A 26,098-nucleotide genomic window follows, 5' to 3' on the forward strand; every position below is an offset into this window, starting at 1 on the left:
GTCGGACGGTACGCTTTTATTAGTCAGCACCGTTGGGGTGATATGAACTTCCGGGACGACGAACGGGGACAGTCCGTCGTCATCGGGTCGTTGCTGGTCTTTACGATACTGGTCCTCTCGTTTTCGGGCTACCAGGCGTTCGTCGTCCCGGACCAGAACGCCGAGGTGGAGGCCGACCACTTCCAGGACATCAGCGAACAGTTCTCGCAGTTCCAGAGCAACGTCGTCAACGCGGTCGGCTCCGGCGAATCCCGCTCGACGGCCATCCAGCTCGGTACCCGCTATCCCACGCGACTTTTGGCGCTGAACCCGCCGCCATCGAGGGGAAAACTGGAGACGACCGAGGCCGGTGACGTCGACATCACCGCCACCGGCGGCGCCGGTGACGTCTGCCGGGGCGACGGCAACACGCCGACCACGCGCTCGCTCGAATACACCCCCAACTACAACGAGTACCGGCCGCCGCAGGCCCTCGGCTACGAGACCCGCGTCCTCTCGCGGGAGTTCGAGAGCGGTTCCCTCTACGACCAGCGGATGGTCTTCTCGTCGAGCAAACGGATCAACCTCTTCCTGCTGACCGGCGAGGTTTCCGAGAACGGCATCGGCACCTACAACCTCGAAGTGAACGGCTCGAACCGCAACACGGTGACCCTGGAGGACCCAACGATAACGATACCGAGCCGGTTCGACGCACAGACCTGGAACACCGAGATACTCGAAGCGCAGTCCGACGTCACTGCGACCGATGTCGATGGCGGTGATCGGGTCGAACTGACGTTCACCGGCGGCGACTACGAGGTCACCTGCGCCGTCGTCGGCCTCGACGGCGCGCCGGCGTTCAGCCCGCCCGAGGATGACGGCGACGGTAACGGCGACGGCGGTGGCGGCGACCCCGACATCAATCCGAACGCCCCCGGTGATGTCAAACTCAATGGAGTTACCTCGGTGAATAACGGACAGGGGACGGTGGACCTCGAGTTCGAGAACCTCGCCAATACCGTTACGTCGGCTACCGAGGCGCGGATCAACTTCTATCATGCAAAGCCGGGTAGTAGTCCGCCATCGAGCGCCGACATCTTCGAGGTCGGAGAGCCGAATTCGGCTACCCTCACTGTCAAGGGCCAGTATCAGGAACTCAATCCGGACATAACCTTCGCGGGAGACGACACGACCGACGTCCGTCTGGATTTCGACGGACAGATCAACAAGAACCACGAATGGTTCGTTCTCACGCTGCAGTACGACAACGACGAAGTGGGCCAGTACTTCATCTCGCTGCAGGACGACGCGGGCAACTCGCCCCCAGCGCCGACATCCACGCCGGGACCGACGCCGACACCGGGGCCGACGCCCGGCACACCTCTGTCGGCGAGCCTGTCTATCTCGGAGCCGGGGGGGAGCGACAAGTACGAGTTCGACGCGAGCGGGTCATCCCCGGCGAGCGACATCGAGACGTACAAGTGGGACTTCGACGACGACGGTGACTTCGAACGGACGACGACGACCGATACCATCTCCCTCGACTGCAAGTCTTCGGGGAACAACAAGCCCGACACAGGGTGCTCCTCTACCGGTGACACGGGCCGCGTCGTCGTCGAGGACAGCGAGGGTAGTCGAACCGACGAAGCGACGGCGACCTGGCCCTAGTACACGTCCCCGAGGAACGCCCGGATGGCCTCGTTGACCGGCTCGGGGTTCTCGAGGTTCGATGAGTGGCCCGCGTCGGAAACCATCTCCCGGCGGGCGTCCAGTTCCGCGACGAGCGAGTCCGAGCGCTCGGGCTCCAGGGCGACGTCCTCCTCGCCGTGGACGACGAGGGCGGGAACGTGCCCTTCGCGTCCATCAGCGCCGCACAGTCGTCGGCCTTCACCGGCCCACCGTGGCCCGGCGGTAAACCGCCGTACGGCTAAGGGCAAGTCGGCCACCTCGTCCAGCCCTGGTCGGACCGATCCGCCAGAATCGCCGCCCCAACCGCCGCCGGAGGAATTATTCCACGGAGTTGTCAGCAATATATCCAGCCTCATTTATGAAAACGGGCAGTACGTTTTTACTTTCTAACCGCATCCGGTCGAATATGGACCGAGGGGGAGAGCGCGGCCAGTCGGTCGTCGTCGGTTCGTTGCTCGTCTTCACGATACTCGTCCTCTCGTTTTCCGCGTATCAGGCGTTCGCCGTCCCGAGCCAGAACGCCGAGGTGGAGGCCGACCACTTCCAGAACACCGAATCGCAGTTCTCACAGCTCCGGAGCAACGTCATCAACTCGGTCGGCACCGACGCGGTCCGCTCGACGGCCGTTCGACTCGGCGCCCGGTACCCGAACCGAATGCTCGCGCTGAACCCGCCGCCAGCGAGGGGGCAACTGGAGACGACGGCGCCGGGCGACGTCGAGTTCACCACCACGACCGAGGACGTCTGTCGCACCGGCGGCACGCCGACCACGCGCTCGCTCGTGTACGACCCCTCCTACAACGAGTACCGGGCACCGGAGACCATCGGCTACGGGAGCCGAATTATCTCCCGACAGTTCGAGAGTGGAGCTCTCTACGACCAGCGGCTCGTCACCTCCGGCAGCGGCAACGATGAGATAAGCCTCTACCTCCTGACCGGCGACGTCTCGGCGAGCGGCGTCGACGCCTACAGCCTCGCGGTCAACGGGTCGGAGCGCCACACCACGACGCTGACGAGCCCCACCATCGTCCTGCCGTCGCGGTTCGACGCCGACACCTGGAACGCCGAAATCGTCGACAACCGGGGCGACGTGAGCGCCGCCTCCGCCAGCGGCGAGCGGGTCACGCTCGACTTCACCGGCGGTACCTACGACGTCTCCTGTGCCGTCGTCGGCCTCGGGTCCGACCCCGCGTTCACGCCGCCGGCAGACGGCGGCGGCGAGGACCCTCCCGACGAGGAGGATAGCGGCGGCGGGTACGGGACGGGCAGCGAGACCGACTACTCCAGCGACGAGGACACACAGACCGTCTCGGTTCGCAACGGCAAGTGGAACGGGCTCACCGCCGTCGACGAGATAATCCTGAGCGGCGGCGAATCGATATTCGAGACCGGCGACAACACGCGGGAGCGCTTCGAGTACTCGGTGACGTTCCGCAACACCGAAACCGGGGGGAACTACACCGTCAGGTACGTCTACACGAAACAGCCGGGCAACAGCCCCACCGAGAAGGTCGTCTTCAACCCACAGGACAACAACGAGAACACGCTGGTCGGCGTCCCCTACGACGGCACATTCGAGAACATAACGGACAGCACGCGTCCCTACGGGGGCGTCGACCTGCTGGACGCCACCACCTACGACTACAACGACGGCGCCGACGTCAGCGACGCGATCGCGGCCGTCAAGGCCCTCGAGAGCGAGAACACCGAGGTCATCACCTCCGAAATCCGGGGTCGAACCGACGTGACGATCCGGGAGGAGGCGCTCGTGACCGCGGTCCAGCCGGACCCGAGCGGCGACGACGACCTGACGTTCGTCCGGTTGCACTTCGAGACGGCGACCGACACGACCGGCTGGCAACTACGGGACGACGAGGGCGAGTCGACCATCCTCCCGTCCGCGACCCTGTCGGGTGACGTCTACTTCGCCGTCGACGAGACGGCCTTCGAAGACGAGCGGGGTCTCGACGACGACACCGTCTACGCGCTCGACACCACCGTCGAGGACGACGGCGACGCGCTCGAACTCGTCGACTCCCAGGGCAGACTCCGCGACGAGATGGCCTACAACGGCGAGACGACGACGAAGGGCGCGTGGGGCATCGACGCCATCGACGAGGGCACCGTCGCCGTCAGGAACCAGTCGAACACGGACTACTACGACAACGACACCCAGGGCGACTGGAAGCGGGTCGACCAGTCGAACTTCTTCGGGAGCGCGACCCGTCCGCGGGTCGCCTTCGTCCCCGGCGACCAGCAGAACAACATCCTGACGGTCGACAACACGAGTTCGGTCACGAACGTCACCGTCGGCCCGCAGATCGGCATCCTCGGGCCGATGGCCGACCTGACCGGCGACGGTACCGACGAGATCCCGTTCGTCGACGGCAACAACCGTCTGGCGTACGCCGACTCGGACGGCTCGATAACGGTGCTGGCCTACGACAACAACGACCAGCGGGTCAACCCCAAGAAGCAGCCCATCGGCGTCGGCACCCGGGCCGGCGACGACGAGGCGAGCGTCTACTACGTCAACGGCAGCAACTACCTCTACCGGGTAGCGGACGGCGAGAATCCGACGCTCGTCGAACCGGACCTCCTCAACGGCAGCGGCAACGCGGGCACGTTCAAGCCGACGGGCGTGGCCGGCCTCGCGGACTTCGACGGCGAGGGCGACGAGGAGGTCATCGTCTTCAACCAGAGCGCCATCGCCTATCTCGACGAGACGGGCGGCAGCACGGCCGTCGAGGTCGTCGATCTCGGCACTCGGCCGCCGCCGGACTTCAACGAACGCCAGCTCTCGCAGGGCATCGGCAAACCCGTCACCTACGACGGGGCAGTCCAGGTCCCCATCGTCGACGGCGGCGTCATCGCCCTGGTCGACGAGTCCGGCGACGTGACGCCGGTACACAACCCGACTCCGACCCGGGCGTCCGGGAACAACAAGGCGCTCGGCAAGCCCATCGCGCCCCGCGACTGGGACGGTGACGGCACCCTGGAGATCGTCTACATCAACGGCCAGCCGACGACCGGCGCTCCACAGAAGAGTCTCACGCTCATCGAAATCGACGCCGGTTCCGACCAGTCGAAGGTCAGGACCGTCTACGGGCAGGTCGTCAAGGAGAAAGGGGTCGGCTGACGGACCGGGCGGGGTCGAGCGGCGGGCCGCCCGCCGACCGGGTTCGACAGTTGACGAAATCTCCGTCGACAAATCCTTATATCGGTCTCCCCTCCACCCGGACATGACCGACACCAGCGTGGGCATCGACGCCGTAGAGATTCACGCCGGCAAGCTAAAACTCGACCTCGCGGAGACGTTCGCACCCGCGATGGGCGACGACCCCGGCAAGTACACGAAGGGACTGGGGCTGTACGCCAGTTCGCTGCCGGATACCTACGAGGACATCGTGACGATGGGCGCGAACGCGGCCCACCGGCTGATGGAGCGGAAGGGACTGGAACCCGAAGACATCGGCCGCATCGACGTGGCAACCGAGTCGGCCTTCGACCACTCCAAGCCCGTCTCGACGTACATCGCGGGCTGTCTGGAGCAGGTCTTCGAGGGCGATTTCCACCACGCCAACAAGGGCGAGCGGAAGTTCGCCTGCGTCTCGGGCACCCAGAGCGTCGACGACGCCTACAACTGGATCCGGGCCGGGCGGAACCGCGGCCGCGCGGCGCTGGTGGTGGCGACCGACACCGCACTCTACGCCCGCGACGACCCCGGCGAGGCGACGCAGGGCGCCGGTGCCGTCGCCATGCTGATCGACGAAGACCCCGACTTCGTCGAGTTGTCGACCGAACAGGGGTACGGCAGCGCCGACGAGACGGACTTCCTCAAGCCACAGCAGCAGTTCCCCAGCGTCGACGGCAAGCGCTCGGTGAACGTCTACCTGGCGCGGATGCGGGAGGCGCTCGTCGACTACGAGTCCGTCGGCGGCGACATCCACCCCGACGACTTCCGGCTCGGCCCGTTCCACACGCCGTTCCCGGGCATGGTCCGGAAGGCTGCCGTGCTCGCCTACCGCCACATCACCCGCGACACCGAAATCGAGGAGGAACTCGCCGAGGAGATCGGCCGCCAGCCCCGTCCCGAGGCCTTCGACGACGAGGAGGCCTACACCGAGGCCCTCGGCGAGTACACGGACGCCCTGAAGGACACCGACCACTATCAGGGGTGGTACGACCGGACCATCGACCCGACGCTCGACCTCTCCCGTGAGGTCGGCAACTGGTACACCGGCTCCGTCCACGTCGCCCGCGTCTCCGGCATCAGGTCCCTCGTCGAGGACGGCGAGGACGCCGAAGGCGAGAAGCTGCTGGTCGGCTCGTACGGCTCCGGTGCCCAGGCCGAGATCCACGTCGAGACCATCCAGGAGAACTACGAATCGGAGATCGAGGCGCTGAACGTCGACGAGCAACTGGCGGCCCGCTACGACCTCTCGTTCGACGAGTACGAGGACGTCCACGACGCCCACAACTTCGACGAGGAGACCTCGGTCGAGGAGTTCACCGCACCGGACGGCGAGTTCGTCTTCGACGGCTGGGGCCGCATGGGCGAACGGAAGTACCGCTACGTCGAGTAGTCGGCAACTGAGCCCGACCGGACGCTTTTGTGGTCGCACCTCGTCCTCGGGGCATGTTCGCCGGGGGTGGACTGATCGAGTTTCTCAACAGCCCGGTCGGTATCGCGGTGCTGGCCGTCGCCGCCCTCCCCGTCACCGTCGGGGTCGGCTACCTCCTCGTCAGAATCGGCTTCCGTCTCGTGTCGGTCCTCGTCCGCCCGACGAGGCGGGTCGTCGGTCTCTTCCCCGAGGGACCCGCCGGCGTGGTCGCGGTCACGACGCTGCTCGTGACCGCGCTCGTCTTCGGCGTCGCCGCGCCCCTGCCGAACCGGGTCGGGACGCTCGGCGATGGCGGCGCCGGCGACACCGCCGGCGGCTTCCTCGAGACGGCGTTCGACGAACGGGACGGCGTCGTCCGGGCCGGCGACGGGACCGTCAGCCTGAGCCCGACGGGCTACGACCGGCCGGAGCCGGACACCGCCGGCGACCGCCTGAAAGACGCCTGGCTCCGGGCCGGCGAGACGCCCGGGGGCACCCCGCTACCGAACGGTTCGGTCGACCGACTGGACCTCTACGTGACCGTCGTCCACGGGTCGAACGTCGAACCGCTGACCGACCGGGACCGGCGCCATCTCCGGGAAATCTGGGCGACGATGCCGGTCCGGAACCCCGACGGCTCGACGGGCATCGACATCCACATCCGGTCCGGCGGCGAACTGGACCGGTCGGTGACCTTCGGCGTCGGCGACGGCTCCGACCACACCCGCTACTACACCGAAGAGCGGATGGGCCCGCGGCACTGCCGGTACCACCTCGTCGTGCTCGGCGAACCGACGGACGATGTCCACGGGTGGGGCACGACCCCCGGCTACAGCAGTTTCGTCACCGGCGTCCCCCTCGAGGAGCAGCGCGGCACCTACACCCACCGCGCCAGCGTGATGACCCACGAGTTGCTCCACAACGTCGTCGGCCACATCGACGACCCCAGTCTCCCGGACGGGGGCGCCCACACCCGCGAGGGGTGGCTCGCCGACGACGAGTACCTCTCGGCGGCGACCGCGGCGCAGTTGAACGAGACGCGGTTCCGGGGGTCGGGCTTCTACCAGCGCGAGATTTGTGGGGAAGATAGGTGAGGGGACCTCGCCGCCCCCGACCGGCCGGGGCGCTACGTCGCGGTGGCATCGGCGGGCCTGCCGCGACGGCGGACGGTCCGTACGAGTGCGTACACGAGTCCGAGGAACCCGCCGACGGCGAAGACGCCCGGCCCGACGCCGAGCGATATCTCCTCGGGCGTGTTGACGAACGAAAAGAGGTACGTGAACGTGCCCGGTGTCCCGACGGTCACTGACTCCGTGCCGAGCGCCGAGAGGACGAGGGGCCCGCCGACGGCGAGGAGGAGAAACGAGGCGACGACGCCGACGGCGGCGCCCGCCAGAGCGTCCCAGACCACCGCAGTCACGGACGGTGCACGGTTCGCGTCCGACTCCCGGCCCAGGATCCTGACGCCGGTCTCGTGGTCAACGACCCGGACGTGGGCCGGATAGCCCAGTACGACCGCCGTCATCCAGACGTCGGCGACGGCGCCGGCCGCGTTCATCGTCAGGGGGATTGCGAGCCAACCCCACCCCAGTCCGAGCATCAGCGGGACGCCGATGGCGGTTATCACCACCAGCGGCGTCAACAGCACGACGACGAACTGGTTGCGGGTGAAGACGTGGTCGGTCGTCGCGTAGGCGTACGGCAGGATGAAGTGCGCGAGGCCGACCCCGTACCGGGGTTCGCCGCCGTAGTACCGGATGGCGAGCCCGTGTAACCACTCGTGTGGCACGAGGAAGAACGTCCCCAGGAACACGACGACGAGGACGTCGAGCGGCCCCGCGATCCAACCGAGGGTCTCGGGGACGAACCGGAACCCGACCGTATCGCCCGTCCAGAGCTGGTAGAGTCCGGTGAAGAGCGTCCACCCGACCACCACCCCGAGGGTCCCGATGGCCGTCATCTGTATCGTCAGCCCCCTCGTGAGCTCGAGCTCGCCGACGACGTGCTCGGGTGTGGCGTCCGACATACCACGTCGTTGCGAGCCGGCTCATTAAGTTAGGCAGGTGGTTCCGGTCGACCCCTCGTGGCCGAACGCCGGTGAAGGGCGGGGCTCCTCAGCGGTCCGGCCACTCGAAGGTCGCCTCGGGTTCGCCATCGGTCGCCTCTCGATACTCCTCTGCGGTCACCGAGTAGCGAACCGAGTCCCGCGGTTCGCCGTTCATGACGATGTCGTTGCGGATGACGCCCTCCTTGCGGCCGCCGAGCGCACCGATGTACTTTTTGATGGCGCGGCCCGATTTTTCGTTCTCGGGGTCGTGGGTGACGCCGACGACATCGAGGTCGAGCACGTCGAAGGCCAGCGCGGCGAGGGCCTTCGCGCGCTCGCCGGAGTATCCCCGTCCCCAGAACGGCTTGCGGAGCCACGCGCCGAGTGTGCCGCGGCGGAGGTCCCAGTCGACCGAGAGACCAGTGGTGCCGGCGAACTGTCCGGCGCGGTCCTCGCCGTCGCGGGGATAGATAGCGTAATCGGCACCCTCGTCGTTGTCGTAGTTCTTTCCAACGTAGTCGACGAACTCGGCGGTCTCCTTCGGGTGTTCGTGAGGGTCCCAGTTTAGCCACTGGGTCACCTCCTCGATGTTCGGGGCGTCCGCGTGGACGTGTTCGTACATCTCGTATGGGTCGAAGCTGTCCGGGCGAATCACCTCGAACCGGAGGCGTGGCGTCTCGATGGTCGTCGGAAAGAGGGCCATACCAACCTCTGTGAGTGACTACCGAAAAGGGTTGCTCGCGGGTGTCAGGAAGTGACGTGGTGGTCAGTCGCCGGCGCTGGGGGTCGGCTTCGCCCCGCCCTCGACCATCGCCACGACGTCGTCGAAGAAGCTCAGCGTGTCGTGGGGTCCGGGGTTGGCCTCGGGGTGGTACTGGCGGGTGATGATTTCGAGTTCGTCGCTCTCCAGGCCCTCGGGGGTGTCGTCGTTGACGTTGATCTGGGTGACCTCCAGTTCGCCGGGTTCGGCGACCGTGTAGCCGTGGTTCTGGGTCGTCATGACGACCTTGCCGGAGCGGAGGTCCTGGACGGGCTGGTTGACGCCGCGATGGCCGAACTCCATCTTCTCGGTCTCGCCGCCGAGGGCGTTGGCGATGACCTGCTGGCCGAGACAGATGCCAGCCAGCGGCAACTCGCCGGCGTACTCGTCGACGAGAGCGGCCGCTCGCTCGAAGTTCTCGGGGTCGCCGGGACCGTTGGAGACGAAGAGCACGTCGGGGTCGACCGCCTCGATGTCGGCGACCGTCGCGTCGTAGGGGACCACCTCGACGACGGCGTCCCGCTCGACCAGCGAGTCGACGATGGAGCCCTTCGCGCCGCAGTCGACCAGTGCGACCGTCGGACCGTCGCCCTCGGGGTTGTGGGTGAGGCCCTCCGCGACGCTGACCTGTGCGCCGATGTCGGTGTGGTCGCTCATCGGGACGCACCGTTCGAGTTCCTCGCGGGCGGCCTCGGGGGTAGCGTCGGGGCCAGCGGCGATGCCGCACTCCATGGCGCCCTGCTCGCGGATGCCGGTCACCAGGTCGCGGGTGTCGAGGTGGTCGACGGCGGGGACGCCCTCGCTCTCGAGCCACTCGGCGACGTCCTCGGTGAACTCCCGGGCGACGGCGGCCCGCGGGTGGACGCGGTCGGACTCGAAGCGCTCGGCTCGGACCCCGTAGTTGCCGATGAGCGGGTACGAGAACGTGAGCACCTGCTCCTCGTAACTGGGGTCCGTGAGCGACTCCTCGTAGCCGGTGTAAGCGGTGGTGAAGACGAGTTCCCCGCGACTGCGGCCGGGGGCGCGGGCGCGGGCCTCGACGACCCGCCCGTCCTCCAGCGCGACGTAGGCCTCCGTCATTACGAGATACGTACGATGGACCCCCAAATAACGCTTGTGTTCGAAGGAAGGTTACGAAATTCGTAATCGGTAAGTGGGGGCGACGCGAAGGTGCGAACCTCATGGACGAGCTGGACCGCCAGATACTCACCATCCTCCGTCGGGACTCCCGGACGCCCTACACGGAGATAGCCGACTCCGTCGGCACCTCCGAGGGGACGGTCCGCAACCGGGTCGAGCGACTCGTCGAGGAGGGCATCATCGAGCGGTTCACCGTTGCGACGCGGACGGGCAACGTCAAGGCGATGATCGAGATCGGCGTCGCCGTCGACGTCGACACCTCCGAGATCTCCGAGCGGATGGCCGACTGGACCGAGGTGGACTTCGTCTGGCAGGTCTCCGGCGAGGAGGACGTCGTCGTCGTCGCGGACACGGCCGACACCGGCGCGCTCAACGAGATGATAACTCGCGCCCGGGAACTCGACGAGGTCGTCAGCACGAAGACGCGGCTCATCCTCGACGAGAAGCTCGGCTGAACTTGACATCCTCCCACCCCTTCAGGGGTGGGATTCCTCCGGTGGGGATGTTGGCTATGCCGTCTCCACGGAGGCAAGTTTCCCGTCGCCGGTACTCTGGTTTGTGCGCTCCTCGTTGGGACTTGCCCTCTCGGGAGAGCGTGATAACTCCGACCAGTTGTGGTCGTCCCACTTGAGGCGCACGGGCCGTGCCATCGACCCGACTTCGGATTCGCCAGCCTGTCGTTCGAGGAACGTCCGCGAAGCGTCGAGGTCGGCGTGACCTTCGTAGCCACACGAACACCGGAACACGTCGCCGTCCCGCTCTGTCTCGTCGCGCTCGCCACATACCGGACACTCCGCCGTCGTGTACGCTTCTGACTCGACTTCGACCGTGATGCCGTACTCCTCGGCGGTCGTCGCAAGCCGGTCGATGAAGGAGCGATACGCCCAGAACTGGTGGGTTTTCTCGTTCACCTCGGCGCTCCAATGGGCCGACAACACGTCGGTGAGGTCGCCCACGTACACGGTGACAACGCCTTCGTCGAATAATCGTTCCATCAAGTCGCGGACGAGCGTGTCCTGTGCGTGGTCGCGTCGTCGCGTCCGCTTGCGGTAGAGGCGTCGAATCCGTCGGCTACTGTACCGCCCCTCACACAGTTTCGACTGCAAGCGGGCGATCTCCTCGGTCGTCTCGCGGAAGCGAGCGAATAGGTCCCAGCCGTCGTAGAGGTACTGCTGGCCGGTCGTGGTAGTACAGGCGACGAGGTTGTTGGCACCGACGTCCAGGGCAGCCGATTCCTCGGCTAGTGGTGAATCCTGTCGAGAATCGGGTACGGTGACAGGCTGGAAAGCTCTGACGGTGTCCTCGAGCTCGTCGTAGTACAGCTCCAACCGACCCTGTTCGCCCTCCCACTTCGGGTCGCCAGCCACTTCGAGACGCAGGCGGTCGTGGTAGCCAAGCCCGTACTCGTCTTTCAGGTCTTGACCGACTGGGATTTCGAGTCGGCTCTGCCCGCCGGTTTCGAGGGTGTATTGGTCGTTGCGGATGTACGTCCGCAGTTCTCGACCATCCTCCTCGTTGCCCCAGTAGCCGGGCGGGGCGGTGTCCTCGCCGTTCTCCCGGGCGGCAAAGAACGACCGCCACGCTTCGCTGTTCTTGCGGATGATCTGCTGGGCAGTGGCGGAGCCGAGCACACCGACGTACTGTTTGCGGTAGTCGGCGGTGTCCCACACGCTGTCGCCGTCGAAGAACTGCTGGCGGCGCTCGAAGTTCAATTCGTTCCACAGGCTCGCGGAGGCGTCCAACAAATCCCGCAGCAGCCGCTCATCCCGGTCGGAGAGCGGCCGCACCGCGAAGGTGTTGGTTCGCCTCACGACAACAGACATTTGTAGCTTTACGTCTAAATGTCTTTTGGACACAGACGATGCGACCGAACATCGACATCTCGCACACGTTGAACGGGCGTGTGAAAGACTACGCCGAACAGCAGGACGTGAGCCTCGAAGAAGCGTATCGGGAGATTATCGAAGCGGGGTTGGAAGCGGTGGAACATCCAGACGAGCCGTAGCGCGTGGACTGGTGGACGATGCTGTCGCTTACACCCACCCTAAAGGGGTGGGCTTCCGCTCGCTACGTGTCAGTCGGCGTCGTCGTCGTCCTCGCCGGGCGGCGTGCCGACCCCCGGCGTTCCCGAGTCCGGTCGGTCGAGGTGGCGTTTCCGCTCGTGGACCTTCCGGTAGACGCCGCGCAACAGGCGGTGGGGCAGCCAGTCGTCGACGCGGGCCTCGACGCGGCCCTCCCGGACGGCCTCGACGACGGCGGTCGGCGAAAGCTCCTCGGCCTCGATCTCGGTGTAGGCGCGACCGACCTCGAAGGGGTAGTGGGCGTCGCTGCCGCCGACGAGCGGCAACTCCCGGTGGTCGGCGAGCCGTCGGACCCACTTGCGGGTCCGGGGGTGCTTGCCGTTGACCTCGATGGCGTCCAGCGGGAGGTCCTCGAGTTCGCGGATGGTGCTGTTCCGGTAGGGGTGTGCGAGGACGGCCGCACAGCCCCGGTCGTGGGCCAACTCGACCGCCTCGGCGGGCGTCAACTCGCCCGGTTCGGTCTCGGCTGGCGGGTCCGGCCCGACCACCAGCAGGTGACCTCGCGTCGTCGTTATCTCGTTGCCGGGCAGGGACGCCACGCCGAAACGGTCGGGCAAGGCCGTGTAGTAGTCGTGGTTCGTCGTGGCGACCCCGTCGAGGTCCCGGAGCCACGCGGCGCCGGCGAGCAGCCGGTGGCCCAGCGGGTCGAAGCGGTCCCCGAGCGCCCGACGACCGTGGAAGAATCTGGTGTGTGCGTGCAGGTCGACGGCGTACACGTCTGGCGGGAGGACCGGAACACCTTTCTATTTTTCTACACGATTCAGTGATATGAACGAGTCCTCCACCGACGACGCACGGCGCGTGGTAGTCCTCAACCCCAAGAGCGGGAGCGAGGACCACGCCGAGGACGTGTACGACCTCGCCGACGAGCACGGCTTTCTCGTCCGCGAGACCGAGGAGGCGGGCGACGCTATCCGACTGGCCGGCGATGCCGCCGCTGCCGGTGCGGACTTCGTGGCGGCGGCCGGCGGCGACGGCACGCTCAACGAGGTGGTCAACGGGCTCCACGGCGCCGAGGCGCTCGACGACGTCACCGTCGGCGTGGTGCCCGCGGGCACGGGCAACAACTTCGCCTCGAACGTCGGCGTCGAGGGGCTAGAGCACGCCTTCGAGGTGTTCGAGTCCGGCGAGAGGCGGGACATCGACGTCGGCGTCGCCGCCGGGCGGGCGTTCGTCAACTCCTGTGTCGGCGGCATCACCGCCGAGGCCAGCGCCGCGACGACGCCCGACAGCAAGCGGAACCTCGGCGTGATGGCCTACGTCCTGAACACGGTCAAGCGGGCCGTCTCCTACGAGAGCCTCTCGTTGACCGTCGAGACGGACGACGCCCACAGCAGGACCTGGAGCGGCGAGGCGGCGTTCGTCCTCGTGGGCAACGGCCGGCGGTTCCCCGTCGAGGGCGACACGCAGGCGAACATGGAGGACGGTCTCTTCGAGGTGACCATCGTCGAGGACGGCCCGACCGTCGACGTCGTCGGTGAGGCCGCCCTCGAACGGCTGTTCGGCGATTCCGGCGACCACATATACCGGCTGGCGACGCCGGGGCTGACCGTCCGGTCGGCCGACGACGACGACCCCGTCTCGTTCAGCCTCGACGGCGAGATGATAACGAGCCACGAGACGGCCATCGAGACCCTCCCAGGCCGGCTGACGATGCCCGTCGGCGAGGCGTACGACCCCGACCCGGACGCGGAGTCGAAGAGGCCTTAACAGCGGTCGCCGATTTAGGCGCCATGAGCGCCGACGACATCGACCCGGTCGGGTCGGGGACGGGGACCGAACACGAGAACGCCCTCCAGGACGTCATCGCGGTCGACGAGAACGACGACCCAGAGGGGACGGTCAACCGGCTGGAGGCCCACACCGGCGACGGCATCCGCCACCGCGCCTTCACCGCGCTGGTCTTCGACGGCGACGGCCACATCCTCCTCGCCCAGCGGGCGCCGGACAAGCGGCTCTGGGACACCTACTGGGACGGCACCGTCGCCTCCCACCCCGTCGAGGGGCAGAGCCAGACCGAGGCGACCCGCCAGCGCCTCGAGGAGGAACTCGGCGTCACGCCCGACCAGTACAGCGACCTCCGGGTGACGGACAAGTTCGAGTACAAGCGCTACTACATGGACGAGGGCCTGGAGTGGGAGGTCTGTGCGGTCCTGCAGTGTACGCTCGACGAGGTCGAACTCGACCCCGACGAGGAGGAGGTCACCGGCCTGCTGTGGGTCCCCTACGAGCGCCTCCACGAGCACCCGAAGTGGTACCGCCAGCTCCGGCTGTGTCCCTGGTTCGAGATCGCGATGCGGCGGGACTTCGAGGAGTAGCCGGCACCGCCGGGGCCGATGGACACCCTTTTGTCATACGACGAGTGGACTCGAATTATGAGTCCGCTCACCGCGAAGGAGGCGCTGACCTACGCCGTCAGCCGCGAGATGGTTCGGATATACGTCGTCGTGTTGGTGGGGCTGTTGCTACAGCTCGTCGGGACGACGCTGTTGGTCGCGGGGCTCCCGCACCCGCTCGGCGACCTGCTCCACCTCGTATTCACCGTCGTCGGCTTCGTCGCCACCTTCGTCGGGAGCGTGGCGCTGCTGTACAAGCTCGTCGCGGACGGGACCGCACGGGCCTGAACGGTCGGACCGACCCGCGCCAAGCACCGGTACCGAAACGGGCGGTCTCCAGCGACCGTTACAACAGCGCCGTCAGGCGGTCGACCGGTCCGCCCTCGATGTCGTCGATTCGCTCGACGATTCGCTCTCTGCGACCGGCCGGAACTCGCCGTGCCGTCCGGTGGAACTTCCGGTCGGCAGTGTAGGTCTCGACATCGTCGCGCCCGCGGCCGTTGACGTCGCGCCGGATACAGCTCACGAAGGAGTCGTACGTCGCGTCGTCGCCGAGCGGCGTGTCGTCGATGCCGACCGCCGAGGTGACGGGGTCGCCGCCGGCCGTGGTGACGCTCACCTGGGCGCCCAGCACGCCGACCGCGAGGTCGGGCGCCTCCTCGAACTTCGGCCACAGCTCCCGGATCCGGGGGTCGGCTATGGCGTCCTCGCGGAACTGTTCGTCGGTCAGTTCCCCGGAAAGCAGCGCCGCCGCCAGCGGATAGCGCCCGCCGAACAGCAGCGAGATGTAGGTCCAGTCCGGCTGGTCGGCGTCGAGAACCCGGTCGAGGACGTCCGGTTCGGCCTCGTTGAACATGGTGGCGGTGCTGGCCATCGGGAGGTTCATGTGGACCCTGATGGACTCGACCGCGTCGGGGTCGGCCGGGTCGACGCCGGCCTCGAGGAGCTTCTCGCGGACGTTCAGCGTCGCCTGCACCGCCGTCGTCGTGAACCCGTCGCAGGGGTACCGCTTGTTGAAGTAGTGGTCCGGGCGGAACCCCCAGTTCTCGACGGGGTCGCCGGTCGTCGACAGGTCCGAGACGGCGGGCCACAGGTCCCCGGGGCTGCGGATGTCGGAGACGCGGTAGCAGTAGCCCAGCGGGTTCTCCAGCAGGTCGCGCCGCCCGGAGAGCCCGTCGCGGGCCAACATCGCGGCCCGGACGCCCGACGCGACCGGTTCGGCGGTCACCATGCCCTTGGCCTCGGCGGTCCAGGCCGGGATGGACGTCAGCTGTGGCTGCGTCGCGGCAATGCCGGCGGCGTCCTGCAGTTCCTCGGCGTCGAGACCGAACAGTTTCCCGGCCACCAGCGGGGTCTGGATCTGGTGCATCGGGAGCGCCTGTCCCGTGTTGAGCAGGTCGGTCATCACGGGGCTGATCCGTGCGATTATCTCGTTGCCGGCGACGATGGCGGTGACGAGCTCCTCGCCAGTGGCGCCGGCGGCCTCACCCGCTGCCAGTGCCGCGGGGATCACCGCCGCGCCGGAGTGGGCGTGGCTCGTGAAGTCCTCCCACTCCAGCACCTGCGAGAGATGGCTGTTGACCATCGCGGCCTCGTGCGGCGCGGCGGTCCCGTCGAACCCGACGACGGTCGCCTCGCCGCGGCTGAATCCCGTCACCGAGTCCGCGAACGTCTCGCCCGGTGGCATCGTCCCGCCGGCGAAGGTGACCCCGAGGATGTTCTTCAGCTGGGCCTTGGCGAGACGGACCTGCTCGTCGCCGAGGCGGTCGTAGGAGAGCGCCTCGACCCACTCGGCGAGCCGGCGGGTGACCGGCGGCGCGTCGTTGGCGCCGAAGGCCCGCTCCCGGAGTTCGCCCGCGGGGTCCTCGGTGGTCCGGGCGAGGGTCTCGAAGGACTCGGGTTCGCCCTCGCAGGACGGCACGCCGCCGCGGGCGAGCAGTCCGTCGAGCGTCTCGGCCGTGAACCGCGGGTCAGCGTCGGGGTGGGGTACGTGTGCCAGGACGTACATCACGAGCGCGAGACCGACGAGCGAGTTCGCCTGGTCCTTGTTCGGGTACGCGCGGCCGTTCATGATCGGTGCCAGCCCCGTGTACTCGCCGTAGAGGACGTCCTCCCAGTCGCCCTCGTCCATCGTCAGTTCGGCGTGGGCCGTCGGCGTCGCGCCCGGCGTCACCGTCGCCCCGGCGGTCCCGAGCGCCAGCGTGTAGGCCCTGGAGGGGTCGGCCTCGCCGTCGCCGTCCTCGTCGGTCGCCGGTAGCACGACCCGGCAGTTGAACGTCCTGTTCGTCAGGAACCGGCCGAACCTGGTGGCGGTGATGATCGGGCCGCCGGCCGTCCACTTCGCCGCGAACAGTTCGAGTCCCGCCTCCACCGACCGCGCCGCCTCGGGAACCGTCGTGGCGGCGTCCTGTGCGTCCGCCTCTCGCACCGCGTTCCTGCCGAGAGCCGTCAGCGCGCCCAGTCCGCCGAGTCCCTGCAGAAGGGACCGCCTGTCGAAACGCATACCCATGCCACCGCGTGACGGGGGAAGTCGTTACTGCCGTAGCACTCCGGGAAATTATCAGTGACCACCACCCGGCACGGCGGCGGTCACGACCTGCCTGCCACACCGGGTCCCGGGACGGCAGGGTCCCGCGGCGGCCCCCGCACCCGGCAAAATACGTCGTTCGTCGTCGAATTTCGTGTGAGAAGCTACCAAAGGGCACGTTCGGTCACCGAATTGGGTCGGTGGCGGAAGAACGTATCCGAAACTCGAAAAAAGGTTTACGTGCCGGTCGGTAGTAACAAATATTACGACGATGTCGGGCACACAGGTTCGCACTGCCGTCGCACTGTACCTGAACGGCGACCTGAGCGAGGCGGAGGCCGCACGGTGCAGCGGTCTCTCCCGTGCCCAGCTTCGACAGTACGTCCGGACCTGCGGGTCGGTCGTTCCCGCCCCCTCTTCGGCGGCCGACTTCGAGTGTGCCGGCTCCGAGACCTAATCGAGCAGCCGCGACAGCTCCGCGACGGTCTCGGCCTCCAGCCCCCGGACCGTCTCGACGATTTCCGTCCGTCGTTCGGCGTCGTACCTCGGTGCCGCCAGCGCGTGGAACTTCTCCTCGACGGTCCCCCACGGCGCCGGTCGCGCCGGGTGGCCGGTGAAGCGGTCCGTCTCCACCTCGTGGACGGCGCCGTCGCGGCACTCGACGGTGACCCGGGCGGGGGTCTCGCCGCGGTCGGCGCGGCCGGTCAGGTCGGCGTCGGCGCGGACCTCGACGGCGTCGGCGACCGGCCGGAGGTCGGCCCGCTCGGTCGGCCGGACCGTCACGTCGCGGTCGACCAGGGCGGCCGCGACGGCGCTCGGCGTCACCTCGGGGACGGCGTCGGCGAACGTCTCGACGGTCACGGCGTCGACCTCCGCGGGATCGATGGCGGCGTCCTCGACGAGTTCGACCGCAGCCTCGAGTGACGCCTGCGCGTACGGGTGGGCGTCGAAGAGCCGAACGGCGGCGTCCCCGACCCGCTCGCAGCCGGGATCGAAATCGAGGTCGAAGGGCCCGACCAGGTCGTGCCAGCCACCGGTCCCACCGATGGCGTCGGGGGCCTCGACGCCGCTCTCGGCGAGCAGACAGCCGTCGACGCCGGCACGGGCGGCGAGTCCGACGGCGAGGGTGTCGAAGTCGTCGTCCCCGACGGCGAGCGTCGCCCGGGCGGCCGCGATGCCGACGGCGTTTTCGATCTCGCCGGCGTCGAGACCAGCGGCGCGGGCGGCGCCAGCGGCGGCGGCGACGGCGCCGTGGGTCGCCGGGTGAAATCCCTCTATCGGCGCGTTCCAGGCGAGTTCGCCGTGGACCTCGTGGCCCGCGGCGAGGCCCGCGAGGACGGCTTCGCCGGTCGCGCTGCGGGCCTCGGCGGCGGCGAGGACGGCCGCGACCGTGCCGCCCGCCGCCGAAAGCGTCGGCGAGAGGAAGACGGCGCCGTTGCCGCGAGCCACCAGTGCGGCGTCGTAGAGGGCGGCGTCGGGCGGCGACCCGCCGAGGTCCGACCCCCACAGGCGACTCCGACCCGTCGCGTTCTGGACGGAGACCGCACGCCGGATGCCGCCCGTCGGCTCGCGGCCGACGCTCCCGAGGCCGACTCCGACGGCGTCGAGCACGCGCCGTTTCGTCGCCTCCCTGACCGACTCGGGGAGTCCCTCGTAGCTCACCTCGGCGGCGAATCGGGCCAGTTCGGCTGTCGAGGTCATACCCGCGATGCGTGGCAGGCGGGCAAAAGGGTTCCGCGGCGGCCCTCAGGGGCGGGTCGTCGCCCACACCGCAAGCGCGGCCAGCACGATGGCCGGCACCATCGGCAACGCGAGGTAGGTGTCGTAGAAGGTCAGTCCGAGCGCCGGCCCCACGTAGGGGTACAGGAAGATGACGGCCGGGACGACGAGGAAGGCGACGAAGACGGCGCCGACGAGTACCCAGCCCCGCCAGTCGAACTCGCGGTCGGCCGCCTCGGGGTGGACGCCCGCCTCGTCGTCGTCCTCCCGGGGCGCGCCCTCGGCGGCGTCGTCGACGTACTCGTCGTCCTCGTCGAAGCTCTCCGGGTCGTGGGTGTAGCCGTCTCCCATCGGGCGGTCACTCGTGGGCGTCGGGGTCGTACTCGGCGTCGGGGACGACGACGACCGAACCGAACCCCTCCCGCTCTTCGAGCATCTCGTGGGCGCGGGCCATCTCGCTCATCGGCAGGACAGCCCGCACGCGCGGCTCGAAGGTGCCGTCGAACACCTTCGCCATCACGTCGTCCATCTCGCCGGGCGTGCCCATCGTCGACCCGAGGACGTCGAGTTGCTTCCAGAACAGCTTCGGGATGTTGGTCTCCGGGGAGATGCCGGAGGTGGCCCCGCAGGTGACGACGGTGCCGCCGCGGGCGGCGACGGAGAGGGAGTCGTCCCAGGTCGCCTCGCCGACGTGGTCGACGACGACGTCGACGCCGCGGCCGTCCGTCTCGGACTTTATCGCGTCGGCGAAGTTCTCCTCGGCGTAGTTGACGAGGTGGTCGGCGCCGCAGGCCTCGGCGTGCTCGAGTTTCTCCTCGCTGGAGGCGGTCGCCCAGACCTCGCAGCCCTCGTTGGCGGCTATCTGGACGCAGGCGTGGCCGACGCCGCCCGACGCGCCCAGGACGAGGACGCTGTCGGACTGCTGGATTTCCGCCCGGGTCGTCAGCATCCGCCAGGCGGTCTGGAAGACGAGCGGCGCCGAGGCGGCCGTCACGAAGTCGACCGTCTCCGGCAGGTGCAGGAGGTTCGTCTCCGGGACCGCCGCGTACTCGCTGTGGACGCCGCGGACGTGCTCGCCCATCATCTTGTAGTCGACACAGAGCGACTCCTCGCCCTTCCGGCAGAACTCACACTCCCCGCAGTAGAGTCCGGGGTCGACGACGACGCGGTCGCCGGCCTCGAAGCGGGTCACGTCGTCGCCGACCGCCTCGACAACGCCCGCGGCGTCGCTGCCCGGAACGTGCGGCAGTTCCTCGGGGCTGGGCATCCCCTTGCGCGTCCAGACGTCGAGGTGGTTCAGCCCGCCGGCCTTCACCGCGACGAGTACCTCGTCGTCGTCGATTTCGGGGTCCGGGAACTCGTCGTACTGCAGTACGTCCGTCGAGCCGTGTTCGTCGTAGAAGACCGCCTTCATACTCCGCCGTCGGACCGCGGGGTGCAAAACAGTAGCGAAGACGGCAGGCACCCCCGAGGACGGCGATGGCCTTTAGCGGCACGCCACCGGTGAGTGGGACATGAGCGGACACGAGAACGAGGACCCCGAGGACGACAGACACGGACACGAGGACGACAGACACGGACACGAGGACGGCGACGGGCACGACCACCACCACCACGACATCTCGGAACTCGGCGTCGCCGTCCTCACGATCTCCTCGAGTCGGAGCCTCGAGGACGACCCGGCGGGCGACGCCATCGCCGAAATCGTCGAGGGCGCGGGCCACGAGGTGGCGGTCCGGGAACTGGTCCGGGACAGCTACGACGGCGTTCAGGACGCCGTCGACAGGTTCGCCGACCGCGAGGACACCGACTGCGTGGTCACCACCGGCGGCACCGGCGTCACGCCCGACGACGTGACCGTCGAGGCCGTCGAACCGCTCTTCGACAAGCGGCTTCCCGGGTTCGGGGAACTGTTCCGGACCCTCTCCTACGAGGAGATCGGGACGAAGGTGGTCGGCACCCGCGCGGCCGCGGGGATCGCCGACGGCGTGCCCGTCTTCTGTCTGCCGGGCAGCGAGAACGCCGCCCGGCTCGGCGCCGGCGAGATCATCGTCGAGGAGGCGCCACACCTGGCAGGACTGGCCGGTCGCTAGGGAAGCGGACAGAGGCTCGCCGTCAGAAGCGCCCGCTCGTCGCCGTCGTTGCGCGCGCCGTGTTCGACGCCGCGGGCGTTGTGGACCACGGCGGGCGCCGAGAGCGTCTCCTCGCTGCCGTCCTGGCTCACGACCACCTCGCCCTCCAGCAGGTGGAACACGTTCGTCGAGTCCTCGTGGACGTGCGGCTCGAAGGCGCCGCCGGGACCGAGCGCGAACAGTTTCACCAGCACGTCGTCGTGGACGACCAGTTCGGCGGTCTCGACTTCGCCGGGCGCCGGGTCGACCTCGGGGAGTTCGTCGAAGGTCACGCCCGCCGGTTGACGCCGGGTGCCAAAGAACCTCTCGGGGCGGAACCGCGGAGTTGAAGTGCGCGGCAGGGAACCGATAGGGTATGAACCACGCTCGATCCGCGAAGAAGCGAACCGGCGGTCGCCGCCGGCCCGTCCGAAAGAAGCAGAAACACGAGATGGGGTCGGCCCCCACCGAGACCACCCTCGGCGAGGAGAAACTGAAGATAGCCGAGACCCGCGGCGGCAACACGAAGGTCCGGGCCATCGCCCGCAGCGTCGCCAGCGTCGCCACCGACGACGGCGTCGAGAGCGCCGACATCGAGGACGTCGTCGAGAACCCGTCGAACCCCAACTACGTCCGGCGGAACATCATCACGAAGGGCGCCGTCATCGAGACGTCGGCCGGTCGCGCACGCGTCACCTCCCGGCCCGGCCAGGACGGCCAGGTCAACGCCGTCCTCGTCGACGAGTAATCCGACCGTTCAGGGGAACTCCCGGATCGTCTCCAGCAGTTCATCCAGCGGCAGCGTCGTCGTCGAGAGCGCGACGCCGTCGGCACGCGCCAGCGCGGGCGCGTGCTCCCAGAGGTCGTCGGGTTCGATGCCGTGCAAAACGACCGCCGAGGGGGTCGGCGTGACGACCCGCAGCGCGACCAGCGGCGACTCCCCGCGGGTGACGCCGGTGAAGACGAGCGCCCGGTTGGTCGACTGGCCGTAGAGGCGGTAGAACTCCTCGCTCGAGAGCCGTTTGATGGCCTCGACGCTGTTGATGACGGTGTGGCCGGCGAGGGTGTCGGCCTGGCCGGCGGCGACCGTCTCCGCCTCGATGGCGTGGTGGAACCGCCGCAGCGGGACCGTCGCCTCGTACTCCCGGAGGTCGTAGACGACGTCCTGGTCGAAGCCAGCCGACAGCACCCGGGCGTGCTGGCGGACCCGGTCGCCGCCGCGGCGCTCGTCGACGTCGAGCAACCCCTCGACGACCCGGCTGACCACCCGGATGCCCGGATTCTCGCGCCGGCCGCTCTCGTAGTCGGAGACGACCGACGCCGACACCCCCATCTCCTCGGCCAGCTGGGTCTGGGTGACGTCGAACTCCTCGCGCCACTTCCGGAGCGTGGCGCCGGGGTCCTCCGAGAGCGCCACCTCGCCGGCGATGCGCTCGGCGAGCTCCGCCCGTGGGTCGTGCATACCGTCCGATGGACGGCCGCCGATATAAGCTCCCGCTCGCGTGACGAGCGAACCCAACGAGGCCCCCGACGCCAGCGAGTCGGGGCGTTCGACGCGGTCCAGGGACCACGCTCGGCGTCTCTCGACAGCATCCGCCGAGCGGGCGCAACCACCATACATATGCGGGTGCGGGCCGACCCACCGCTCACGATGACGGACGCCGAAGAACTCTTCGAGGACCTCCAGGCGGAACTGCAAGACACCGGCCAGACGCTCGGCGACCTGCTCCAGCAGGCCATCGAGGACCCCTCCTCGGCGCCGGACGTCGCCGTCGACCTGCTCGAGGAGGCCGCCGACACCGGCCAGTCCGTCGGCGAACTCCTGCAGGACGCCATCCAGAACAGCGACGAGGTGATGGGAGGCGTCACCGACGGCGACTTCCTCGTCGACTTCGGCGACGAGGACTTCCAGTTCGATTTCGAGGACGACCTGCTGTTCGTCGACCCCACCTCCGAGGAGTTCGAGGACATGCTCCGCAGCCTCGACCTCTTCGGCATCGGCGAACAACTCGGCTTCATCCCCAGCGCCGACGACGAGTAGCGTCGGAACGCACTTGCTCGCGGGACCTGTACCCCCGACCGGCCGATGACGAGCGACCGGGCCGAGCCGGCGTAGGCAACCGGCCGTGACGAGCCCTATGAGTACCGAGGCCAGCTTTCCGTCCATGCACCTTCGGAAGGGTGGGAGAACGTGCGGGAGAACCGAGCCGGTACCGCTCCGCGAACGGCCGAGCGAAACCGAGCGGCGCCCGGTGTCCCCCGGGCGTCACACGAGCCGTCACCCCGGGACAGCCCCACCGCGCGGACCCCTCCAGCGGAATATGCGTCCGCCCACGCGACCGGGCGGCTACGGGGGCGTCGTCTCGCCGACGGCGTTCTCGAGCAGGTCCAGGACCCCACCGTCGTACCGCTCGTCGACGTGATTCACGTTCCAGAGCCCGGACTTTCGAATCTCCCGGCTCCGACTGTACCGACCGAGCCATTCGCCTCGCCGGGGGTCGATCGGTCGCTCCTCGAAGTTGCTGAGGAGGGCGATAACATTCCGTTCGAGGTACGCCCGGTCGCTGTCGGCACTCGGTTCGTCGTCGAGGTTCACCCAGAGGAACGGCTGTTCGCGGACGTAGGTGCTCACCCGTCGTTCGAGGATATATTCCTCGTCACGCACCTCCGACCGCTCGCGGTCGATGCCGGACCAGCGCTCGTCCCAGTCGGGATAGTCGTCGTGGAGGGCGTGTTTCTCGATGATGGCCTCGCCGACCCGCTTGCGATACACGGAGCCGCGGTGAGCGCCCCCGTGAGCATGGTCGGAACTGCCGCTGCCCGTTCCGTAGTGCTGTTTCAGCCTGTCCCAGAGCGACGTGCTGCTCCCCGCGGACACGGCGTGCGTCCCGACCCGGGTGACGCGCGACTGGTCGGTGGAGTCGCGCGTCTCGCCCGGTTCGAGGAAGAAGTAGACGCCGCGGTCGGGCCAGTCCATGTACCCGGTGCAGTTCTTGAGCTTCCGCGTGCCGCCGACCCGTCGCTCGAGGTCGTCGAGCAGGCCATAGAAACGGTCGATGTCGTCCCGACGAGCCATTCGTGCGGTGGTCCTCTCGTCGACGCACAAAGAGTTTCACCACTCGGCGCGTGTCCCGCGCTGGAATCCTCGCGCTTCAGCGCGGGGAGGATGTCAAGGGGAGTCTGTCCCGGACACAACCACCGCCTACCGCAGGATGGCGTTGCGACGGAGGGGGCGCCCCCGGAGAGAACGGGCCTGGCCGCCAGTCGGAGGGACGGGGGCCGTCAGTAGATGAGTTCGTCGCTGTTCTCGGCCATGTACAGCGTGCGGGCGGCGATGTTGACGGCGTGGTCCCCGACGCGTTCGAGGTCCCGGATGGTGAGGAGCAGTCGGGACACCTCGCTCATCAGGTTCTCGATGTCCTCGCCGGAGGCGCCGGTCTCGATTTCGGTCTCGATGAGGTCCCGGACGACGGCGCTGGAGGCGTCCTCGCAGAGGGCGTCGACCTCGTCGTCGCGCTCGTCGATGGCGAAGCAGGCCTCGACGTCCTCGTCGGCGTAGGCGGCCATCGCGTCGTCTATCATCTCGAGGACGGCGTCGCCGATGCCCTGGACGTCGAGGTCGGGGTAGAGGTCCCGCTCGGCCTCGAGGGTGTAGTCGCCGAGGTTGGTCGCCAGGTCGGCGACCCGCTCGAGGTCGGTGATTATCTTGAACGAGGCGGCGATGAAGCGGAGGTCGCCGGCCACCGGCTGCTGGAGGGCAAAGAGGTCGATACAGTCCTGCTCGAGTTCGAGGTACATCTCGTTGATCTCGTGGTCGCCCTCGATGACCTCGCGGGCGAGTTCCTCGTCCTTCGACTCCAGCGCCCGCAGACCCATCCGGACCCGGTCGATGACCACCTCGCTCATGTAGAGGACGTTCTCCCGGAGATCCGTCAGCTGTTCCTGAAACCCTTCGCGTGCCATACGTCGCCCTGCGTCGTGCGGGTGTATGTAAGTTCGGGGAGCGCGGCCGTCTCAGCCGAACTTGCCGGTGATGTAGTCCTCGACGCGCTGGCTGTCGGGGTTCTCGAATATCTCGTCGGTGTCGTCGACCTCGACGAGTTCGCCGCCGGTGAGGAAGACGGCCGTCCGGTCGGAGATGCGGGCGGCCTGCTGCATGTTGTGGGTGACGATGACGACGGTGTACTCCTCGGCCAAATCGTCGATGAGGTCCTCGATCTTCGAGGTGGCGATGGGGTCCAGCGCCGAGGCGGGTTCGTCCATCAGGACCACCTCGGGGTCGGCGGCGATGGCGCGGGCGATACAGAGCCGCTGTTGCTGGCCGCCGGAGAGGTCCAGTCCCGACGAGTCGAGCTGGTCTTTCACCTCGTCCCACAGCGCCGCGTCCTTCAGCGACTGCTCGACCCGGGCGTCGACGTCGCCCTCGAAGCCCTGGACCTTCAGGCCGTAGGCGACGTTGTCGTAGATGCTCTTGGGGAAGGGGTTCGGCTCCTGGAACACCATGCCGACCTTCCGCCGCAGCGCGACCGGGTCGACGTCGTCGTCGTAGACGTTCTTGCCGCGCAAGAGGAGTTCGCCCTCGACGCGGGCGGTGTCGATGAGGTCGTTCATCCGGTTGATACACCGGAGGAAGGTGGACTTGCCGCAGCCCGACGGCCCGATGAGCGCCGTCACCTGCTGTTCGGGGATGGAAAGCGAGATGTCGTCGAGCGCCTGCGTGTCGCCGTAGTAGACGTCGATGTTGCGGGCCTCGACGACGGTCCGGCCCGTCCCGTTGCGACCGGTGCCGCCGAGTCCCTGGGTCGGCGACTCGGTGACGCCTGCTCCCCCGGCGGTCGGGTCGGCTGTTCCCTCCTCGCGGGACGAGTCGGCTTCGGCCGTCGACTGGGCGGTGTCCTCGGAACTCATTGGTTGTCTCGAGGGGGCCTCCCCGCGGCCCCGTTGACAGACGCGAGTGCCCCCACTCGTAAATACTGTTCTATTATCGCTATTTATTACTATATATCCCAGCCTATCGCGGCCATCATCGCCCCTTTCGCGTCTTTTCCGTCGATTTCGGCGTTTCGGGTCGCTCACTACCCCAACCCCTATATATTCCATCAGAG

The 26,098-nt window shown here is 68.1% G+C and carries 28 protein-coding genes; 13 read left to right on the top strand and 15 right to left on the bottom strand.

All coding sequences use genetic code 11. From position 1 onward, the window contains the following. Positions 1 to 42: 42 nt before the first annotated feature. A complete protein-coding gene (locus NLF94_RS05375; RefSeq protein WP_254840441.1) occupies positions 43 to 1,647 on the top strand; it encodes a hypothetical protein in 1,605 nt (534 codons plus the stop codon). Here NLF94_RS05375 and NLF94_RS05380 read toward each other — a convergent pair. Continuing rightward, positions 1,644 to 1,916, bottom strand: a complete 273-nt coding sequence (locus NLF94_RS05380) for an alpha/beta fold hydrolase (RefSeq protein ID WP_254840442.1) — start codon at positions 1,914 to 1,916, stop codon at positions 1,644 to 1,646. The genes NLF94_RS05375 and NLF94_RS05380 overlap by 4 nt on opposite strands. Before the next feature lie 158 nt (positions 1,917 to 2,074). On the opposite strand from NLF94_RS05380, the gene NLF94_RS05385 reads away from it, so the two are divergent. The 3 genes from NLF94_RS05385 to NLF94_RS05395 all read left to right on the top strand — a co-directional run bounded on the left by NLF94_RS05385 (position 2,075) and on the right by NLF94_RS05395 (position 7,366). Next, entirely contained in the window at positions 2,075 to 4,807 is a 2,733-nt protein-coding gene (locus NLF94_RS05385) for a lamin tail domain-containing protein (RefSeq protein ID WP_254840443.1), read from the top strand. 103 nt (positions 4,808 to 4,910) lie between these two features. Further along, positions 4,911 to 6,254 carry a hydroxymethylglutaryl-CoA synthase gene (gene hmgB, locus NLF94_RS05390; RefSeq protein WP_254840444.1) on the top strand — a complete coding sequence of 448 codons (1,344 nt, stop codon included), beginning with the start codon at positions 4,911 to 4,913 and terminating at the stop codon, positions 6,252 to 6,254. Between the two features lie 53 nt (positions 6,255 to 6,307). Then, positions 6,308 to 7,366 carry a hypothetical protein gene (locus tag NLF94_RS05395; protein ID WP_254840445.1) on the top strand — a complete coding sequence of 353 codons (1,059 nt, stop codon included), beginning with the start codon at positions 6,308 to 6,310 and terminating at the stop codon, positions 7,364 to 7,366. A gap of 32 nt (positions 7,367 to 7,398) precedes the next feature. On the opposite strand, the gene NLF94_RS05400 is transcribed toward NLF94_RS05395, so the two are convergent. From NLF94_RS05400 to carA, 3 genes are all read right to left on the bottom strand, one after another. Next, the gene (locus tag NLF94_RS05400) at positions 7,399 to 8,298 is read right to left on the bottom strand and encodes a DUF3267 domain-containing protein (RefSeq protein WP_254840446.1); all 900 of its coding nucleotides are present in this window, start codon (positions 8,296 to 8,298) and stop codon (positions 7,399 to 7,401) included. Between the two features lie 88 nt (positions 8,299 to 8,386). Further along, a complete protein-coding gene (locus tag NLF94_RS05405) occupies positions 8,387 to 9,022 on the bottom strand; it encodes a GNAT family N-acetyltransferase (RefSeq protein WP_254840447.1) in 636 nt (211 codons plus the stop codon). Between the two features lie 63 nt (positions 9,023 to 9,085). After that, a complete protein-coding gene (gene carA / locus NLF94_RS05410; protein WP_254840448.1) occupies positions 9,086 to 10,159 on the bottom strand; it encodes a glutamine-hydrolyzing carbamoyl-phosphate synthase small subunit in 1,074 nt (357 codons plus the stop codon). Between the two features lie 101 nt (positions 10,160 to 10,260). Between carA and NLF94_RS05415 the strand changes: the two genes are divergently transcribed. Next, positions 10,261 to 10,674, top strand: coding sequence for an Lrp/AsnC family transcriptional regulator (locus tag NLF94_RS05415; RefSeq protein WP_254840449.1), 414 nt, complete (start codon positions 10,261 to 10,263; stop codon positions 10,672 to 10,674). Between the two features lie 54 nt (positions 10,675 to 10,728). Here the strand turns inward: NLF94_RS05415 and NLF94_RS05420 are convergent, their stop codons facing one another. After that, a complete protein-coding gene (locus tag NLF94_RS05420; RefSeq protein ID WP_350355865.1) occupies positions 10,729 to 12,042 on the bottom strand; it encodes an RNA-guided endonuclease InsQ/TnpB family protein in 1,314 nt (437 codons plus the stop codon). Between the two features lie 38 nt (positions 12,043 to 12,080). Between NLF94_RS05420 and NLF94_RS05425 the strand changes: the two genes are divergently transcribed. Further along, positions 12,081 to 12,224, top strand: a complete 144-nt coding sequence (locus NLF94_RS05425) for a hypothetical protein (protein WP_159435703.1) — start codon at positions 12,081 to 12,083, stop codon at positions 12,222 to 12,224. A 69-nt stretch (positions 12,225 to 12,293) separates the two neighbouring features. Here the strand turns inward: NLF94_RS05425 and NLF94_RS05430 are convergent, their stop codons facing one another. Next, a complete protein-coding gene (locus NLF94_RS05430; protein ID WP_254840450.1) occupies positions 12,294 to 13,016 on the bottom strand; it encodes a PHP-associated domain-containing protein in 723 nt (240 codons plus the stop codon). A 52-nt stretch (positions 13,017 to 13,068) separates the two neighbouring features. On the opposite strand from NLF94_RS05430, the gene NLF94_RS05435 reads away from it, so the two are divergent. Genes NLF94_RS05435 through NLF94_RS05445 form a run of 3 tightly spaced genes read left to right on the top strand, consistent with a single transcriptional unit; the run spans position 13,069 to position 14,924 of the window. Continuing rightward, positions 13,069 to 14,010 (top strand): diacylglycerol/lipid kinase family protein, encoded by a 942-nt coding sequence (locus NLF94_RS05435; protein WP_254840451.1) that lies wholly within the window; start codon positions 13,069 to 13,071, stop codon positions 14,008 to 14,010. Between the two features lie 23 nt (positions 14,011 to 14,033). Then, entirely contained in the window at positions 14,034 to 14,618 is a 585-nt protein-coding gene (locus NLF94_RS05440; RefSeq protein ID WP_254840452.1) for an NUDIX hydrolase, read from the top strand. Positions 14,619 to 14,675: 57 nt separating this feature from the next. Continuing rightward, positions 14,676 to 14,924, top strand: coding sequence for a hypothetical protein (locus NLF94_RS05445; protein ID WP_254840453.1), 249 nt, complete (start codon positions 14,676 to 14,678; stop codon positions 14,922 to 14,924). Between the two features lie 58 nt (positions 14,925 to 14,982). Here NLF94_RS05445 and NLF94_RS05450 read toward each other — a convergent pair whose 3' ends face one another. Continuing rightward, entirely contained in the window at positions 14,983 to 17,139 is a 2,157-nt protein-coding gene (locus NLF94_RS05450) for an MmgE/PrpD family protein (RefSeq protein WP_254840454.1), read from the bottom strand. Positions 17,140 to 17,434: 295 nt separating this feature from the next. Here NLF94_RS05450 and NLF94_RS05455 point away from each other — a divergent pair, with 295 nt between their 5' ends. Next, positions 17,435 to 17,620 carry a DUF7317 family protein gene (locus NLF94_RS05455; protein ID WP_254840455.1) on the top strand — a complete coding sequence of 62 codons (186 nt, stop codon included), beginning with the start codon at positions 17,435 to 17,437 and terminating at the stop codon, positions 17,618 to 17,620. Here NLF94_RS05455 and NLF94_RS05460 read toward each other — a convergent pair. The 3 genes from NLF94_RS05460 to NLF94_RS05470 are packed head-to-tail and all read right to left on the bottom strand — an operon-like array spanning position 17,617 to position 20,296. After that, positions 17,617 to 18,864: an MmgE/PrpD family protein gene (locus NLF94_RS05460; RefSeq protein ID WP_254840456.1), complete on the bottom strand. Its 1,248-nt coding sequence runs from the start codon at positions 18,862 to 18,864 to the stop codon at positions 17,617 to 17,619. The two genes, NLF94_RS05455 and NLF94_RS05460, sit on opposite strands and share 4 nt — an antisense overlap. Positions 18,865 to 18,909: 45 nt before the next feature. Further along, entirely contained in the window at positions 18,910 to 19,233 is a 324-nt protein-coding gene (locus NLF94_RS05465) for a DUF7977 family protein (RefSeq protein WP_254840457.1), read from the bottom strand. A 7-nt stretch (positions 19,234 to 19,240) separates the two neighbouring features. Continuing rightward, on the bottom strand, positions 19,241 to 20,296 hold the full coding sequence (locus tag NLF94_RS05470; RefSeq protein ID WP_254840458.1) for a zinc-binding dehydrogenase: 1,056 nt from the start codon (positions 20,294 to 20,296) through the stop codon (positions 19,241 to 19,243). A gap of 100 nt (positions 20,297 to 20,396) precedes the next feature. On the opposite strand from NLF94_RS05470, the gene NLF94_RS05475 reads away from it, so the two are divergent. Continuing rightward, on the top strand, positions 20,397 to 20,975 hold the full coding sequence (locus tag NLF94_RS05475) for a MogA/MoaB family molybdenum cofactor biosynthesis protein (RefSeq protein ID WP_254840459.1): 579 nt from the start codon (positions 20,397 to 20,399) through the stop codon (positions 20,973 to 20,975). Here the strand turns inward: NLF94_RS05475 and NLF94_RS05480 are convergent. Then, positions 20,972 to 21,286: a cupin domain-containing protein gene (locus NLF94_RS05480; RefSeq protein ID WP_254840460.1), complete on the bottom strand. Its 315-nt coding sequence runs from the start codon at positions 21,284 to 21,286 to the stop codon at positions 20,972 to 20,974. The genes NLF94_RS05475 and NLF94_RS05480 overlap by 4 nt on opposite strands. 83 nt (positions 21,287 to 21,369) lie before the next feature. Here NLF94_RS05480 and NLF94_RS05485 point away from each other — a divergent pair, with 83 nt between their 5' ends. Continuing rightward, positions 21,370 to 21,741 (top strand): 30S ribosomal protein S8e, encoded by a 372-nt coding sequence (locus tag NLF94_RS05485; protein WP_254840461.1) that lies wholly within the window; start codon positions 21,370 to 21,372, stop codon positions 21,739 to 21,741. Positions 21,742 to 21,750: 9 nt separating this feature from the next. Here the strand turns inward: NLF94_RS05485 and NLF94_RS05490 are convergent, their stop codons facing one another. Next, a complete protein-coding gene (locus NLF94_RS05490) occupies positions 21,751 to 22,455 on the bottom strand; it encodes a helix-turn-helix domain-containing protein (RefSeq protein WP_254840462.1) in 705 nt (234 codons plus the stop codon). A gap of 189 nt (positions 22,456 to 22,644) precedes the next feature. Here NLF94_RS05490 and NLF94_RS05495 point away from each other — a divergent pair, with 189 nt between their 5' ends. Further along, positions 22,645 to 23,034, top strand: a complete 390-nt coding sequence (locus tag NLF94_RS05495) for a hypothetical protein (protein WP_254840463.1) — start codon at positions 22,645 to 22,647, stop codon at positions 23,032 to 23,034. A 306-nt stretch (positions 23,035 to 23,340) separates the two neighbouring features. On the opposite strand, the gene NLF94_RS05500 is transcribed toward NLF94_RS05495, so the two are convergent. The 3 genes from NLF94_RS05500 to pstB form a co-directional block, all read right to left on the bottom strand. Continuing rightward, positions 23,341 to 24,069 (bottom strand): GIY-YIG domain-containing protein, encoded by a 729-nt coding sequence (locus NLF94_RS05500; RefSeq protein WP_254840464.1) that lies wholly within the window; start codon positions 24,067 to 24,069, stop codon positions 23,341 to 23,343. A 206-nt stretch (positions 24,070 to 24,275) separates the two neighbouring features. Then, a complete protein-coding gene (gene phoU / locus NLF94_RS05505; protein ID WP_254840465.1) occupies positions 24,276 to 24,956 on the bottom strand; it encodes a phosphate signaling complex protein PhoU in 681 nt (226 codons plus the stop codon). A 51-nt stretch (positions 24,957 to 25,007) separates the two neighbouring features. Further along, a complete protein-coding gene (gene pstB / locus NLF94_RS05510) occupies positions 25,008 to 25,901 on the bottom strand; it encodes a phosphate ABC transporter ATP-binding protein PstB (protein WP_254840466.1) in 894 nt (297 codons plus the stop codon). Positions 25,902 to 26,098: the final 197 nt, after the last annotated feature.

The sequence above is a fragment of the Natronomonas marina genome (genome assembly GCF_024298905.1).
GTDB classification, from domain to species: domain Archaea; phylum Halobacteriota; class Halobacteria; order Halobacteriales; family Haloarculaceae; genus Natronomonas; species Natronomonas marina.